Origin of the sequence: Glutamicibacter uratoxydans (assembly GCF_050753455.1) — a bacterium.
Taxonomy (GTDB): Bacteria; Actinomycetota; Actinomycetes; order Actinomycetales; family Micrococcaceae; genus Glutamicibacter; species Glutamicibacter uratoxydans_A.
On sequence record NZ_CP192736.1, the window covers coordinates 3,340,003 to 3,355,066 of the forward strand.

14 protein-coding genes are annotated in these 15,064 nt (G+C 58.5%); 7 read left to right on the forward strand and 7 right to left on the reverse strand.

Annotated elements, in window-relative coordinates; genetic code table 11:
* The first annotated feature begins 137 nt into the window (after positions 1-137).
* Complete coding sequence (locus ACQQZ8_RS15220) at positions 138-908, forward strand: IclR family transcriptional regulator (RefSeq protein ID WP_431710644.1); 771 nt, start codon at positions 138-140, stop codon at positions 906-908.
* 45 nt (positions 909-953) lie between these two features.
* Here ACQQZ8_RS15220 and ACQQZ8_RS15225 read toward each other — a convergent pair whose 3' ends face one another.
* A complete protein-coding gene (locus tag ACQQZ8_RS15225; protein ID WP_431710645.1) occupies positions 954-2,807 on the reverse strand; it encodes an ABC transporter ATP-binding protein in 1,854 nt (617 codons plus the stop codon).
* A gap of 507 nt (positions 2,808-3,314) precedes the next feature.
* On the opposite strand from ACQQZ8_RS15225, the gene ACQQZ8_RS15230 reads away from it, so the two are divergent.
* From ACQQZ8_RS15230 to ACQQZ8_RS15245, 4 genes are all read left to right on the forward strand, one after another.
* Entirely contained in the window at positions 3,315-4,109 is a 795-nt protein-coding gene (locus tag ACQQZ8_RS15230; protein ID WP_431710646.1) for a carbon-nitrogen hydrolase family protein, read from the forward strand.
* Positions 4,110-4,166: 57 nt separating this feature from the next.
* Positions 4,167-4,862: a response regulator transcription factor gene (locus ACQQZ8_RS15235; protein WP_431710647.1), complete on the forward strand. Its 696-nt coding sequence runs from the start codon at positions 4,167-4,169 to the stop codon at positions 4,860-4,862.
* A gap of 92 nt (positions 4,863-4,954) precedes the next feature.
* The gene (locus tag ACQQZ8_RS15240; protein WP_431710648.1) at positions 4,955-6,379 is read left to right on the forward strand and encodes a HAMP domain-containing sensor histidine kinase; all 1,425 of its coding nucleotides are present in this window, start codon (positions 4,955-4,957) and stop codon (positions 6,377-6,379) included.
* Positions 6,380-6,471: 92 nt separating this feature from the next.
* The gene (locus ACQQZ8_RS15245) at positions 6,472-7,830 is read left to right on the forward strand and encodes a glycosyltransferase family 87 protein (protein WP_431710649.1); all 1,359 of its coding nucleotides are present in this window, start codon (positions 6,472-6,474) and stop codon (positions 7,828-7,830) included.
* On the opposite strand, the gene ACQQZ8_RS15250 is transcribed toward ACQQZ8_RS15245, so the two are convergent.
* Positions 7,729-8,610 carry an alpha/beta hydrolase family protein gene (locus ACQQZ8_RS15250; protein WP_431710650.1) on the reverse strand — a complete coding sequence of 294 codons (882 nt, stop codon included), beginning with the start codon at positions 8,608-8,610 and terminating at the stop codon, positions 7,729-7,731. The genes ACQQZ8_RS15245 and ACQQZ8_RS15250 overlap by 102 nt on opposite strands.
* A 151-nt stretch (positions 8,611-8,761) precedes the next feature.
* Between ACQQZ8_RS15250 and ACQQZ8_RS15255 the strand changes: the two genes are divergently transcribed.
* Positions 8,762-9,811: a Gfo/Idh/MocA family protein gene (locus ACQQZ8_RS15255; protein ID WP_431710651.1), complete on the forward strand. Its 1,050-nt coding sequence runs from the start codon at positions 8,762-8,764 to the stop codon at positions 9,809-9,811.
* A gap of 91 nt (positions 9,812-9,902) precedes the next feature.
* Here ACQQZ8_RS15255 and ACQQZ8_RS15260 read toward each other — a convergent pair whose 3' ends face one another.
* From ACQQZ8_RS15260 to uraD, 4 genes are all read right to left on the reverse strand, one after another.
* Positions 9,903-11,450 carry a nucleobase:cation symporter-2 family protein gene (locus ACQQZ8_RS15260; protein WP_431710652.1) on the reverse strand — a complete coding sequence of 516 codons (1,548 nt, stop codon included), beginning with the start codon at positions 11,448-11,450 and terminating at the stop codon, positions 9,903-9,905.
* Between the two features lie 78 nt (positions 11,451-11,528).
* Entirely contained in the window at positions 11,529-12,452 is a 924-nt protein-coding gene (gene pucL / locus ACQQZ8_RS15265) for a factor-independent urate hydroxylase (protein WP_431710653.1), read from the reverse strand.
* 4 nt (positions 12,453-12,456) lie between these two features.
* Positions 12,457-12,813, reverse strand: a complete 357-nt coding sequence (gene uraH / locus ACQQZ8_RS15270; RefSeq protein WP_431710654.1) for a hydroxyisourate hydrolase — start codon at positions 12,811-12,813, stop codon at positions 12,457-12,459.
* 32 nt (positions 12,814-12,845) lie between these two features.
* Positions 12,846-13,349: a 2-oxo-4-hydroxy-4-carboxy-5-ureidoimidazoline decarboxylase gene (gene uraD, locus ACQQZ8_RS15275; protein WP_431710655.1), complete on the reverse strand. Its 504-nt coding sequence runs from the start codon at positions 13,347-13,349 to the stop codon at positions 12,846-12,848.
* Positions 13,350-13,670: 321 nt separating this feature from the next.
* Here uraD and ACQQZ8_RS15280 point away from each other — a divergent pair, with 321 nt between their 5' ends.
* Positions 13,671-13,853, forward strand: a complete 183-nt coding sequence (locus tag ACQQZ8_RS15280) for a hypothetical protein (RefSeq protein ID WP_431710656.1) — start codon at positions 13,671-13,673, stop codon at positions 13,851-13,853.
* 137 nt (positions 13,854-13,990) lie between these two features.
* Here ACQQZ8_RS15280 and ACQQZ8_RS15285 read toward each other — a convergent pair whose 3' ends face one another.
* Positions 13,991-14,992 (reverse strand): AEC family transporter, encoded by a 1,002-nt coding sequence (locus ACQQZ8_RS15285; RefSeq protein ID WP_431710657.1) that lies wholly within the window; start codon positions 14,990-14,992, stop codon positions 13,991-13,993.
* Positions 14,993-15,064: the final 72 nt, after the last annotated feature.

Consider the following 15,064-nt stretch of genomic DNA (forward strand, 5'->3'; position numbering starts at 1 on the left):
TGGGCGAATGTTTTCGGATCGTGGAATTTTCTGAAGTTCTTCCGGTATTCTTACGAGCAAGAACCCACTAAACAGTGCCACTTTTCTCTCTAGATGCAGTGGCAAGGCTGCACCGGCAGTCAGGCAAGGAGCAGACCATGACCGAGGTTAAGGCCAAGGCCAGCGGCGGCGTCCAATCGGTTGAACGCGCCTTTGAATTACTAGAAGTTATCGCCCGTGCGGGCGGCGAGGCGGCCTTAAGCGAACTGGCAGCCGATACGCCGCTGCCGCTGCCGACCATTCACCGGCTTCTGCGCACGCTAGTAGGTGTGGGTTATGTGCGACAGCTTCCAAACCGCCGGTACTCCTTAGGTCCACGGCTGATCCGATTGGGTGAAGTAGCCAACCGGCAGCTGGGCGCCCTGGCCACTCCGAAGCTGAAGGAACTAGTCGAACGTCTAGGCGAGAGCGCCAATATCGCGGTGCTCGACGGAGACATGGTCACCTATATCGCTCAGGTACAGTCAAACCATTCCATGCGCATGGTTACCGAGGTGGGCCGCCGGGCCATGCTGCATTACTCGGGCGTGGGCAAGGCGATCTTGTCCGTGCTGGATGATGAACGGGTGCAGCGGCTCGTGGCTCAGGCCGGAATGCCGGCGCGGACACCGAAGACCATCACTACCTTGGGCAAGCTGTTTACCGAAATTGAGGCGGTCCGCGAGCGCGGCTATGCGGTGGACGAGGAAGAGCAGGAGCTGGGCGTGCGCTGCTTCGCCGTACCGGTACCCGGCGCTCCGACCCCAATGGCGGTCTCCGTTTCCGGACCGGTTACCCGCGTGGATGCCGACTTTGCCAAGCGTGCCGTGCCCGAACTACAGGCTGCGGCCGCAGAGTTAGGCCGCCAACTGGTGGCCGCGACCGACTAGCCAGCCGCGCGGTAACCCCAATTCAACACCCTTGCAAGGGACGGGTTACTGCGCGAACTGGGTTTCGTATAGTTCGGTGTAGCGCCCACCGAGGCTCAGTAACTGCTGATGCGTGCCACGTTCGAGGATCTTGCCCTCTTCAATTACCAGGATCAGATCCGCCGAACGGATGGTGGAGAGCCGGTGCGCGATAATCAAAGCGGTCCGGTTCTCTAGCGCCTCACTCAACGCCGCCTGTACCGCGGCCTCATTGGCCGAATCCAAAGCCGCCGTCGCCTCATCCAGAATCACCACTTGTGGCGCCGCCAGCAGCAACCGGGCAATGGTCATCCGCTGACGCTCACCACCGGAAAGCCGGTAGCCGCGCTCCCCCACGACGGTGTCTAGGCCCTCAGGGAGTGCTTGGATGGTGGGTTTCAGACGGGCCCGCTCCAACGCCTGCCAGATCTGCTCGTCACTGGCCTCGGGACGCGCCAACCGCAGATTCGCGCGGATCGTTTCATGGAAAAGGTGTCCGTCTTGGGTCACCATTGACACAACGGACCGTAGCGACTGCATTTTTAGCTGGCGGATATCGGTTCCGGCCAATTCGACACTCCCCGAGTCCACATCGTAGAGCCGCGCCAGCAGCGAGGCGATCGTCGACTTACCAGCTCCCGAGGAACCGACCAGTGCGACGGTGGCACCGGCCGGGATCTCAAAGTCGATTCCGTGCAAGACCTGCTGCCCACCCCGAGTATCTAAAACGGCAACCTCCTCCAGAGAAGCCAGCGAAACCTTATCGGCACTGGGGTAGGCGAAATCCACCTCTTTGAATTTCACCGAGACCGGGCCCGGCGAAAGTTCGGTGGCATCGGGCGCATCCACGATCAGCGGCTGAAGGTCTAAGATTTCAAAGACCCGGTCAAAGCTCACCAGTGCGCTGGTGATCTCCACGCGGGCGTTGGCCAACGCGGTCAACGGCGCATACAAGCGGGTCAGCAGCATTCCTAGGACCACCACATCACCGGCGGCCAGATCGCCACGGGCCGCGTACACGCCACCGAGGCCATAAACCAGCGCTAACGCCAGGGCGGCAACCAGCGTCAGGGCTGCTACGAAATAGAACTGGCGCATGGTGGTTTTTACGCCGATATCCCGCACGCGTCGTGCCCGCAGCGCGAACTGTTCCGATTCATCAGCCGGCCGCCCGAAAAGTTTGATCAGTGTGGCACCCGGGGCTGAGAATCGCTCGGTCATTTGGGTACCCATGGACGCGTTGAGCTCTGCGGATTCGCGGCGCAAAAGCGCCACGGTGCGCCCAAAGTGACGGGCCGGAAGCAGGAAAATGGGCAGCAGGATCAGTGCCAGCACAGTCACCTGCCAGGAAGTGGAAAACATAACACCGGCGGTCAGCAACAGGGCAACGGTGTTTGATACCAATCCCGACAGGGTGCCGGCAAACGCCGCTTGCGCGCCGATGACATCATTGTTCAGCCGGCTGACCAATGCGCCGGTGCGAGTGCGGGCGAAAAAGGCCACGGGCATCTTTTGCACGTGGTCAAATACCGCGGTCCGCAGATCGTAAATGATCCCCTCACCGAGCTTCGCAGAGAACCAACGCACCACCACCGACACTGCCGCATCCAGCACGGCGACCAGTGCAATGATCAACGCGAGGTTGATGATGATTTCGGTACCGCTACCGGCCACGATCTCATCAACCACCCGGCCAGCGAGCACCGGGGTGATGACCGCTAAGACCGCGGCGCAAATGGAGAAGAGCACAAAGACGAACAGGCGGCTCTTGTACCCGGCAGCGAAGGCCAGTACTCTGCGTGGGGTTGTCGGTGCGTAGGCTTTGCCCTGTTCACCGGATAATTTCCACAGCGAATGCCAAGCCGCATTTTCCATGCTCATTTATCGGTGCTCTCAATCCTTCAGAAGGTCTCTGGCGGGAACCGCCAGCATCCATCATCTCCAGCAGGAGGCCCTCGCGGCTACGTAGGGTTAGCTTACGTCCGAGCTTCACCGCGTGGAACCCGTGACCAGTGAAACACCCGTCACTGCATCATCAGTGTAGAAAGTGACGCCATCAGTGTAGATACTGTTGCCTTCAGTGTAGAAAGTGACCGCATCAGTGTAGAAAGTGACGCCATCAGTGACTGCATTGAAAATACCTATGCTGAGATAGTTCCCACTGTTAGGTATAGGTGGCTAGACGAGGTGTTCGTAAATCAATAGAGGTTTGCTTACAACGTCACCGAGGTACCTCTAGCTAATCCCATGGATGACGCCGGTGGTTACATCGTGACCTAAATTCGCTTATGTCGCGGCCCACTGGCTGTGGACCCGCTATTTCCGTAAAGTCGGAAACAACCGCCTGTTCACGTCCGAGCCGCTTTGCGAGAGGAAACCTGGGAACCAATGAAGATCGCCATGGCACAGGTGCTCAGCACCAATGATCCTCAACTAAATCTGGACATTATCCGTGAGTACGCAACTCAAGCCTCCAGCGCCGGTGCCCGCCTCGTGGTTTTCCCCGAGGCGATGCACATTGCCATGGGTAATTCGCTGCTCGATGCGGCCGAGCCGCTGGACGGGCCCTGGGCTCAGGCGGTTCGACAACTCGCCGAGGAACTACAGATCACGATCTTGGCAGGGATGTTTACTCCCGGTGAGGGTGCACGGGTTCGAAACACCTTGCTCATTACCGGTTCTGGCATAGACACGCACTACGACAAGATTCACCTCTACGATGCCTTTGGTTTCGCCGAGTCCGATTCGGTCACCCCCGGCGAGCGCCCCGTTCACTTCGACATCGATGGGGTGAAGTTCGCAGTGGCGATCTGTTATGACCTACGGTTCCCGAAACTTTTCACCCACCACGCCCAGCACGGTGTGCTGATCAACCTCGTATCTGCTTCTTGGGGCGCAGGAGAGGGTAAGGCCGAGCAGTGGACCACCCTAGCCAAGGCACGCGCCTTGGACACCACCACCTTTGTCATTGCGGTGGATCAGGCGGACCCGGAATCAGCCGGTGAAACCGTGAGTGGGACGGCGCCACGGGGCGTGGGGCGCTCCATTGCGGTGGATCCGCTGGGACGGGTACTGCATGAATCCGGGCAAGGGGTTGAATTAGCCATTCTCGATTTGGATCTGGAAGCGATCACCGAGGCACGGGAAAAACTACCGGTGCTTGCCAACGCCCGGGAGATCTAGCCAAGCCTGCCCTGCGCGGCAACTAGCTCGACGATTTCATCCACCCAGTAGGCTGAGATGGTGTGGATTTTGATCGTCGAGGATGAAGTAGCTCTGGCCGAGGCATTGCGCCGCGGGCTAACAGCCGAGGGCTATTCCGTAGAGGTCTGCCACGATGGGCCGACCGGTTACGAATTTGCGCGGCGCGGTGATTTTTCTGCCATCATCCTTGATCTGATGTTGCCTGGGATGAACGGCTATAAAATCCTTCAATCGCTGCGTCAAGAGGAAATCACCACCCCGGTCTTAGTGCTCACTGCCAAGTCCGGGCAGTACGACCAGATTGATGCCCTAGATCTGGGTGCGGATGAGTATCTGGTCAAACCGTTTTCCTTCCCCATTCTGTTGGCACGACTGCGCGCCTTGATTCGCCGAGCTTCCCCTAAAGAGAGCACGGAGTTACACATTGATCAGCTGCAACTTCACCGCATGAAGCGGCGCGCCTGGATCAATCAGGACGACCTGCACTTAACCGAGATCGAATTCGGGATTCTTGAAATCCTCGCCTTACATGTCGAAGAGCCCGTCAGCCGTGAAACCATCGTTGCTCATGCCTGGGTCGACGGGAGTGGAACGGGCAACTCTCTGGAAGTACGGGTTGCTTCGCTGCGGCGGAAGCTTGCTGATCCCAACCCCCGGCTGGCGATCGAAACAGTGCGCGGCACCGGCTATCGGCTAGTGCGGCAGCGGGCCACCGGCCTCATGGGGGCCTAGTGATGGCCGCGAGCCCATCCCCGCTGCCGAATCGCCGGCTCGCACCTTTGCGGTTTCTTCGCTCGACGCGGGCCAGAATCACACTGACCACGGTGCTCGCCACCGGCCTTCTGCTGTCATTGTTGGCCTTGGGTGCTTACAGTTTCTTGCAGACCGTTCAACATAGTTCGTTGCGCAATGAAGGCATCCAGAAGTTATACGGCCTGCAGTTAGATCTGGAGCAAGGCAAATTGCCTGAGGTCAACCAATCCGTCGAACGCCTACCGGTCGAAATTTCTGTGGGTAACCAAATTCTGTATAGCGATCCGTTGCTCGCTTCCTTGAAGTGGGCCGAGACCTTAAACGAACGCTTACCCGATTCATGGATCGGGCGCGGTGATCAGGTCGCGTCCGGCACGGTGGAACGGTTTCCCTTCAACACTTCCGAGTCGTGGCACCCGTGGGCCAACACCACCTTAGACGTGCTGTACACCGATATCCCGGTGGATCTGGTGCCCCTAGATCTGCCAGAGAACCAGCAAGTGGTCCGAATCAGCCTAGTGGTTTTTGATTTTACTCACGAGTCCCTGATGGAGTTCCTGCCACGGGGCCTAAGCATCGCGGTGCTGGGCACCACCCTAATTATTGCCGCGGTGTCCTATGCCGCAGTGACTTGGTCTTTGCGTCCCGTAGACAAAATCCGGCGCAAGCTTCGCCAGCTCTCGGCCGAAAACCTCACTGAGCGACTCTGGGTGCCACAGACCGGGGATGAGATCCAAGCCCTAGCGGAGGAAGGCAACGCCGCACTTGAACGCCTCGAAGCCGCCGATCGTCGGCAACAGCAGTTCATTGCCAATGCTGCTCATGATTTGCGCAGCCCACTGGCCTCACTATATTCGACACTGGAGATTGCCCGGCTATATCCCAACTCCCAACCTGCCGAGCAGACGTTAGCCCAGGCTGAAACCCAGGTGAAGCGCTTGGTTGCACTGTCCGAACAGCTTCTGGAGCTAGAGCAGCTGAAAGCCGCACCAGAGCGCAGCCATTACGATATCGAGATTCGTCAACTACTCACCCAGGCGCTGGAGCTGCACCCCACACCTTGGCACGTCAGCGTCGACATCACCGACACAGTGCCGCGGCAGGTGCGACTACGGGCGAACCAGCAGCATGTCACTTCGGCGATCGGCAATGTACTTGCCAATGCGCAACGCCACGCCGCATCCCTGGTCACCCTCACAGCCCGGTACGAGCAAGTTGCCGCAGCGTCCCCCGGGTCGGCACCTGTTCAGCTTGTCATTACTATTGCCAATGACGGTGCCGAGATCCCTTCGGCGGATCGCCAGCGCATCTTCGAACGCTTCACGCGCTTAGATGAGTCCCGCACTACCAGTACGGGAGGTAGCGGCCTGGGGTTGGCCATCGCCGCCCAGATTATGGATTCGGCCGGCGGCAGTATTGGCACCGACCGCGAGGCTGGCCTGACAAAATTTGTACTCACCTTCCCGGTCAGCGAAGCTCCGCCGCAGACAACCTGACTGTCCTGTCAGGTGAAGTCAGGTTCCCGACGTGGGCAGGAGGAAGAGTAGCTTGCATCGTTACTTTTCAGTCCAGGGCGGGAGACCTCTTGATGACACTTGTCCGTGCACTGCACCCGGGCGTGCGAAAAACTTTCCGTGAGCTGCGCTGGCTACTGCTCACAGCGGCTGTCATCGCTATCGCGTTGTTCCTACAGTTGCGGGTCATTTCGACGGTGAATCCCGTGGATTTTCTGGTTTACCGTTATGCCGCGGGCGAGGCCTTGAGCGGGGTGAACCTTTACACCTCCAATGTTTTCGGACCGATGATGCCCGAAGGCGGGTTGCCCTACACGTACACTCCTTTTGGCCTACTCGCACTGTGGCCGAGCACCTTGTTCAGTAGCGGAAGCAGCTTCTTGCTGTGGTCGGCGTTGAGCCTAGTGACCGTCATCTGGTGTATCTGGCGCATCCTTCCGCAGCACCGTCGAAGCCTGTGGATACTCCCGGTGATCGCTACCGGTGCCGGCTTTACTAGTGTGATGGCACATCACCTAGCCTTTGGGCAGATCAATGTTTTTCTGATGGCCTTGGTGATTTTGGATCTTACCCGAACGCACGCCGCTGACCGGAAGCGCTTTCTACCGCGCGGCGCGCTGGTGGGCGTTGCCGCCGCCATCAAGCTAACCCCCGGGTTGTTCATTCTTTTCTTCTTGGTGACCCGTCAGTGGCGGTTGTTTTGGGCCTCGGCGATTTCCGGTGCCCTATGCACGCTGGGAGCCGGACTGATCTTTCCACAAATGACTTGGGGTTTCTTCAGCGAAACCTTATGGAGTTTGGGCTCGCGGGTCAGTTTGACCGGGGACTTGGGCACATCCGGGAACAACTCCATCACCGGCTTACTCACCGCTGTGGGCACCAATCCCGAGATGCTCATCAGCATGGTGGTCGTACTCAGTGCCGTAGGCTTACTGGCTCTGGCCGCCCGCACCCAGGCGCGGGCGCTGAGCATTCAGGCATGGCTGATAATCGGCTTGAGCGCACCCTTACTTTCACCGGTGAGTTGGATCCATCATTGGGTTTATCTGCTTCCGGCCCTGTGTTTGGTGCTCGCCAGCGGAAGAGTGACACGTGCTCGAATAGCCCTGCTGAGCCTATGCCTACTTTTGCTGGTGGTCGGACCGCAAGGCGGTGAATGGTTGTTAGAGAACACCGCAGCGTGGCTGTGGCCGATTGCTTGGATCTTCCGGCAAAGCCTGATGCTCGCCTCGGTGATCCTGATCTTCTGCTTAGCTAGCCACCAACCGGCCGGCCCGGCAGAATCCGCACACCAGCTGCCGGCTCGCACCGAGCCGAGGCCAGAAATGCACTCAGTGCTCCCCGGTGCGCAACCAGTGCAGGATTTCATCCCAGACCGGTTCACCGATTCCGCGGCGCATCAACCCGTGGTGTCCGATAGCCGTTGCCCCTAATTCTTGCGGGCTCACGGTCCGTCTGAGCACCGGCGCATTAACCAGTTTCGAAGCGAACCGGTCCATTTGCGCGGCGCTAGCCCAGGGGTCATCACTACTTCCGGCCAAGAGCAACGGGGTGGTAACTCGTGTACACCGTTGAGCAGCATTCATGCTTGGATCATCAAAAAAGTACTCTGGTTTAAGGTTCCAGCGGCCCCATTCAAACATCGCCGCCGCGGGTATATTCTCCCCCAGACCGAGGCGTTGACCTGGCATATAACCCAGAACCCGGCTCATAACTGGGCCGAGCCAGTGCAATACCGCTCTGACACGCAGCCGCTCCCAAAAGTCTTCAATGCTGCCGATATTGGCTAGGTGACTGGAGATAATTACGGCCCGGGTCAGTTGGTCTGTTCCGTAGTCTAGGGCCACCCCATGGCCACCTACGCTGTGCCCCAGCGCGTACTGGGGAAGCTGCGGGTAGGTGTGGTTCACCCATTGGCTCACGGTGGGAATGTCCTGCTGAATCCAGTCGCGCATTCTGATCTGAGCGTTGGAGCGGGCCTCTCCGGAGAGCCCGGTTCCCCGATAGTCATAGGTCACCACGAGCAACCCAGTGGCCGCGGCGTACTGGGCAAAACCTCGGTAGAAGCCTTGGGGTGTCGCGGTTGCCGAATGAACGATCAGCACACCGACCGGGTCGACGCTTGGCTTGTAAATCGTGGCTATGACCCCATCGCGAACGGTGACGGGGATGCGAATCTGCTCGCGCATCCCCGAGGTTGTGAGCTGTTCCATAATTTCATGCTACCGATAAGTTACTCATGAGTACATAGTGCATTGGCCGCTCGTTGAGATTAGTCTCCGAGCATGACGCACCAACCGCCGCGCAAAGTTTCGACTGCAAAATATTCGCACCCGTTCATAACTAGCTATCCGGAATAGAGTCATGAATCCTGCCTTGTCACTCCCCTCCGCGCCGGTCCCCGAGCCCCGGCAGACTCCGCCACTGAACTGGGCAATTTTGGGTCCGGGATATATTGCCGCACAGTTCGCCCAGTCCTTGAAACAAACGCGGCATCGCGTGGCCGCGGTGGCTTCGCGGGACCGAGGGCGGTCGGCTAGGTTCGCACAAACCTACGGGGACTCGAACACCCAAGCCTTTGGGCAATACGGTCAACTATTGCAGCAGGCCGAATTCGATATCGCCTATATCGCGGTTCCACATAGCGCCCATTTCGAGCTGGCTCGACAAGCGATCAAGGCCGGAAAACATGTACTTGTGGAAAAGCCCTTCACCCTGAATGCCAAGCAGTCCACCACACTGGCCGAACTAGCGCGCAGCGCCGGGGTCTTCGCCATGGAAGGGGTGTGGTCCCGTTGCATCCCCTCCGGACGGGTGATCCGCGAGCTACTTGCCATAGGAACGCTAGGCAGGATCACTTCCTTCACCGCCTCCTTGGGTGATCATTTCCCTTACTCTCCGACGAGCCGCCTGCACGATCCGGCACTGGGTGGTGGGGCCCTCTTGGATTTGGGGATCTACCCACTGGCACTGTCCGCCCTCATTGCAGAGCCGCGCGAACTGCTGCATGCTTCCGGACAACTTTCCACTAACGGAGTAGATAATTATTCAACTATGGTCCTAACCAACACCGATGGCTCGCTGTCGACCCTGCACAGCAGCATCAAATCACGCTTACCCAATAACGGTTGGCTTGTTGGGGAGCATGGGATTCTGGAAGTTTGCGCCCCGCTTTATGCGCCGTCGAAGCTGATCCTGCGCCAGCTTGATGGGACGGTGGCCGACGAGCAGGAGTTTGCCGAAACCTCACCGGCGCTCGGTTTAGCATGGGAGGCTGCCCATGTGGCCGAGTGTCTCGCGGCGCAGAAACTCGAATCCGAGCTGATGCCTTTAGCGCAGACCGTACACCTTGCCGGACTGCTCGATCAGGCGGCCACCAGGATGCGCGAAGCGGCGCGACCAAGCCAACTCTGATCCGGCACACCAAAGCACCCCGCAGGCGGGGCGCTTTGGTGTGCCGTCATGAAGTACTTACTTATCGGGCGGGTCTTCCTCGGTCTCGGATTCAGTGTCCGCCCCTTTTGGAATGTCCGTTACGCTCCAATTCCACCAAATCGATTTGTCCGGTCATGATTTGTTCAAACTCTTCACTAGTAACCACCGGGATTTCCGCCCCGTCCTTGTCGATGAGCTTGCCATCTTCAAAGTGGTCCCCCTCGATCAATCCGCAAACTTCTTCGCGCTTCACCAGGCGCGGTGGGGCCGCCGCGAAGACCGAGCCATCCTTGCCCGGCGAGCCCTTCCGGAATTCGTTGAACAGCAGGTTCAGCAGGACAGCCATGATGGCTGCCGAGGAAATCCCGGAGTGGAAGATGGTTTCAAACCAGGCAGGGAAGTTTGCGTAGAAATCGCCCTTGACGATCGGCAAGCAACCAAAGGCAATGGATGCGGCAACAATGACCAGGTTCGGGCCGTCGTACTTGACCTTGGACAGGGTACGAATTCCCGAGGCGGCCACGGTGCCAAAGAGCACGATTCCCGCTCCGCCCAGCACCGGCATTGGCACGGCGGCAACCACGCGTCCCAACACTGGCAGCAGACCCAGCACCACCAGGATGCCGCCACCGGCAGCAACCACGAACCGACTGGTCACACCAGTAATGGCAACCAGACCAACATTCTGTGCGAAGGCCGACTGGGTGAACGTGTTGAAAAACGGGGCAAGGATCGAGGAAGCCATATCGGCGCGCAACCCGTCGGCAATACGCTTGGAATCGACCTTAGTCTTCGCGATCTCACCCACAGCTAGGATATCTGCGGTGGTTTCGGTCAGGATGACCAGTACCACGATGGTCATGGAGATAATCCCGCCAATCTCAAAGATTGGCCAGCCGAAGGCCAACGGCTGCGGGAAAGCGAAAAACGCGCCTTGGCCCACCTTCGAGAAGTCAGCCATACCCAGCACTGCCGCAACGATGGTACCAATCACGATGGCCAAGAGGATCGAGAGTCGCGAAATGGCCGCACTACCCACCTTGGACAGCAACAAAACGATTAACAGGGTGCCGGCTGCCAAACCAATATTGGCCAACGAGCCATAATCCTCGGACTGGGCATTGCCGCCCATAGCCCAGTTCGCGGCCACCGGGGTCAACGAGACACCAATCATCGTGATCACCACACCGGTAACCACCGGCGGGAAGAACCGAATGATCCGTGCGAAGAACGGTGCGATCAGAAAACCAATGACTGAGGCGACAAGCACCGCCCCAAAAACCGCCCGGATCCCGCCTCCGCCATTAACGATCGCCACCATGGTGGCCACCGCGGCGAAGGAGGTGCCCTGCACCAGGGGTAGCTGTGCACCGAAGAAGGGAATACCGATGGTCTGCAGGATCGTGGCGACACCACCGACGAACAGACAACAGGCGACCAGTAGACCAATGTCCGTAGCATTCAAACCGGCCGCCCCGCCGATAATCAGCGGTGGAGCGATGATCCCGCCGTACATGGTCAGCACATGCTGCAGACCATAGGCGATGGTCTTCCCGAACGGTAATCTCTCGTCTTCGGGTCGGCGAGGTTTGATAGATTTTGAATGCGCAGCACTCATGGCTGACCTCCTAGTAGTCAGTCGCTGCCGGAGTGTGCCCGTGTAGCACCACGGGCACACACCAACCATTGAGATGGATTAGATGAAGGCTGGAATATTGGTCCAGATAGGATGCGAAGCTTCGGTTTCCGCCCGGGTGACGGTGGCTTCAATCAAACCGTAAGGTCGGTCAGCGGCGAAGAACACTTCATTCGGGTTATCCTGGCCGAATGGTTCCAGATCCACCAAGAAGTGGTGCTTATTAGGCAGTGACATCTTGATTTCGGCAATCTCTGGATGCGCTTCCAAAACATCCTTACCCATCTCAAACATGGTTTGCTGCAGGGCGTAGGAATGCGTGTTCGCAAAAGCGGTCAGTAGCAGTGCACGCACCGAGGTGTACACGGCATCGAAGTCGATACCGGACTTGATGGCCTCGGCGTCGTAGCGCCAACGCGCGGTGACATCGGTAGCCAGGATGCGGTCACTGGTTTCCTTCAGCGTGGTGTAACGATCCTTCGGGAAACCATGGAATTCACTGCCAGTGGACTTCAGCACGGTCAAATCTTCCAAACCGGCCACAATGCTCTTCTCACCGTTGGCGGCAATTTCTAGCACCGCGGTGCGAACTTCGGACTTGTTCTGCGAGAAGGCGTGGTCGTGATCGTTGATGCGGTCCCAGAAGAACTGCTGAGCTGCCCAGCGTCCGCCGGTGATCCATTCGAACTCACCGGTGAAGTGCTCACCCAAGCTGATGAGGAATTCTTCGATGGCACCCACGCCGTGACGGGCCAAACCGTAAACGGTGTTTTTCTGGGTGTCGGTGGGTACCACAAGGCCGTTGTCACCATTGGCATGGGCTTCGGTGAAGTCGCCGTGGAGCTGGCTGGTCACGTTCAGGTCTTGGATCTGGTGGCGGTCGGTGTCGCGGGTGATTTTCACTAGACGAACTTCGGCCTTGCCGTACTGGTTCTGGCCTAGCACGATCTTGGTATTGGTTGGTGCGGTTGCTGCGGTGGTCATTTCTCTAGCTCCCTCGGTACGTGGAATATGCAAACGGGCTGATAAGAAGGGGTACGTGGTAATGCTCATCGACGTTGTTGACGTAGAAGTCGATGCTTACCGCGGGGAAGAAGCTTTCCGTTCCCTGCTTCCCGAAGTAGTCACCGGTTTCGAAGGAAACCCGGTAGTGGCCTACTTCAACCTGTATCGGTCCGAGGTTCTTGATGCGGCCATCCGCATCGGTCGTACCGGATCCGATTTCTTGCCAGCCGGTTGCCTGCTTGGCTTCCAGCGTGGCCTTGACACCGGAGGCAGGCCTCCCGGTCCCGGTGTCGAGTACATGGGTGGTGATGTGGCTGCGTTGAGCCTGGTCATCTGCCATTAGTCACTCCTAAATAAAGGGGTCTAAGGTCATTAGTTGCTTGGTGCGTCGACCGCTTGCGACAGTCGAAGCACCGCGATAGCGCGCAATTGCTCGGAGACTTCACGCAGTTCGGTGATGTCGTCATTGCCGAGCCGACGCTGGCATTCACTGAGAATTTCTTCGCTGCTACGGCCGGCGGCACGGATGAGGAAGACCCGAGAGAACCGCTCTTCGTAGGCACGGTTGGCTTCGGCTAAGCGGGCATTGATATCCGCGTCGAGATTCAACGCGGCTTGTTCATTGCGTGAGAGTTTTGCTTCCTGGCTCTCTCCGCTGGCTCGCTCGCCGATGCGAGGATGGTGCGCCAGTGCAGCGTCCAGCTCGGCATCAGTGAAGGGGTTGGCGCTGCTTTCGCCGGCCCGCAAAAGTTCGTCGTGGGACGCGAAAGGCCGGGAGTCTACGATCTGCGAAATCCACCGGTCGATATCGATGCAGGGACGCAAGACCTCAGCCGCCTGCTCGCCGTCGAGGGAGTTAAATTCCGCCAGTTTCATGGGTGATCAGCTCTTTCGAAAAGTCGTACCTCCACAACCCGATGCGCTGACACCCTTACAACCGGCTGGCTTACCGGCTTCGACTCGATGTTTTTGGATCGTGGAATCTTTGTTCCACTACTGTAAGCCAGATCACATAGCTCGAGTCAACCCCTTAGCCGCACATTTTTCTCAAGTCATACTTACTCAATTCACCTGGCGTTCACGCGGCCACAAACTTTCCCAAAACCCTTGCGCTGACCAGAAACAGGCGGCATACTAGTTTCACATCACAAAAAGATGTTTCCGCATTGCGGAATAATTTCTTAGAAGGAGGGTCGCATGACCACCACGGCACATCCCACAAGTACCTCGAAGGAAAGCCCGGTCCTTGCGGCCACCGAAGCACTGAAAACTGGACTATTCCAGCCGATCTCTTGCTCGGATCCCGATCTGAGCAGTCAAGTACGGATTCAAGGCGCACCGCTCACCGCTTGGATCCGGATGTTCCCGCGAAAGCGGTAATCCTTCTTCGCCGATGTTCGGCGGATGACCACAAAGCTGCGTGAAGACCACATTTCTGAGGCGTTAATGTGGTCTTCACGTTTTTAACTGCCGCCAGGACCCAGCTGCGGCGCAATGTTTACCCTTCTTTCGAGGGCTTACTGCATAAAAAGTTGCGCCAAAAGCGGCAGAGTCAAAAGGGACAGCGCGCAGGTGATCACTATGGCTAGCGCCGTCGGCTCCCCATCCCCGGTATCGGTTTGCGCCATAATGTACGCGGTAGCCGAGGTGGGAACCGCTGCCATCAGCACGGCAGCGTTAAACCACACGGCATCCAGTTGTGGAGCGAACAGCCGTAGCACGCCCACCGTAAGCAGCGGAAGAACCAGCAGTTTGCCCAGCACCATGATCAGCATGGCGCTGGACGCACCGCGTTGCCCTTCTCCCGAATCCGGCACAACCCGGGTCCTGCTCAGCCTTTGCACGGTACGACGCAAGGACAGGCCAATAGTGAACAGTGCCCCGGGCGCCGCAGCGGCGGCCAGCATGTCAACGGTGGCGTCCACGGGAGAGGGTAAATGGATTTGCCAGGTCACCACGGCGCCTCCGGCAAGCATGGCCCAGGTCACCGGGTTGTAGAGCAACGCCGCGCGAATCGTGCGCAGAATCCGCCCAAAGTTGGGGCGCTGTCCGCTGGCCTGCGTGGCCGGCAGCGCGATCTGCGCCAGCACCGGAAAACCGACCATGAAAATCACGTTGTGCACTAGCTGACCCATCCCGGCCGCAAATCCAGCCTGTGGGCCCAGGACACCCAGAATTACCGGGATCCCCAGGTAGGAGACATTACCGAAACTGGCGGTGAGCATGCCCGCCAAACTTCGGGCGCGACCCAACCGAATCAGATACCGAAAGATTGCCCAGAACAGGACGGCACTGAGTAAAGCCGCGCCAGCACTCCCCCAGAGGAATTCGCTGGGGACACCACCACTGATATCGGCGCGAGCAACCACCTGATAGAGCAGCGCGGGTAAGGCAGCATAGAAAACAAAAACGTTCAGGGCCGGTTCTACGCTGGCGAAGCGTTTGGAATAGCTGGCTCCGTATCCCGCCAACATCAAGAAGAACAGCGGGAGAACGCCGAACAATACGTCAACGAACACGGAACAGCCCTACTTATCGATGAAACCCAAACAACCAGTCCACCCTACAGGTTCACCGCGGGCTGAGCCGGT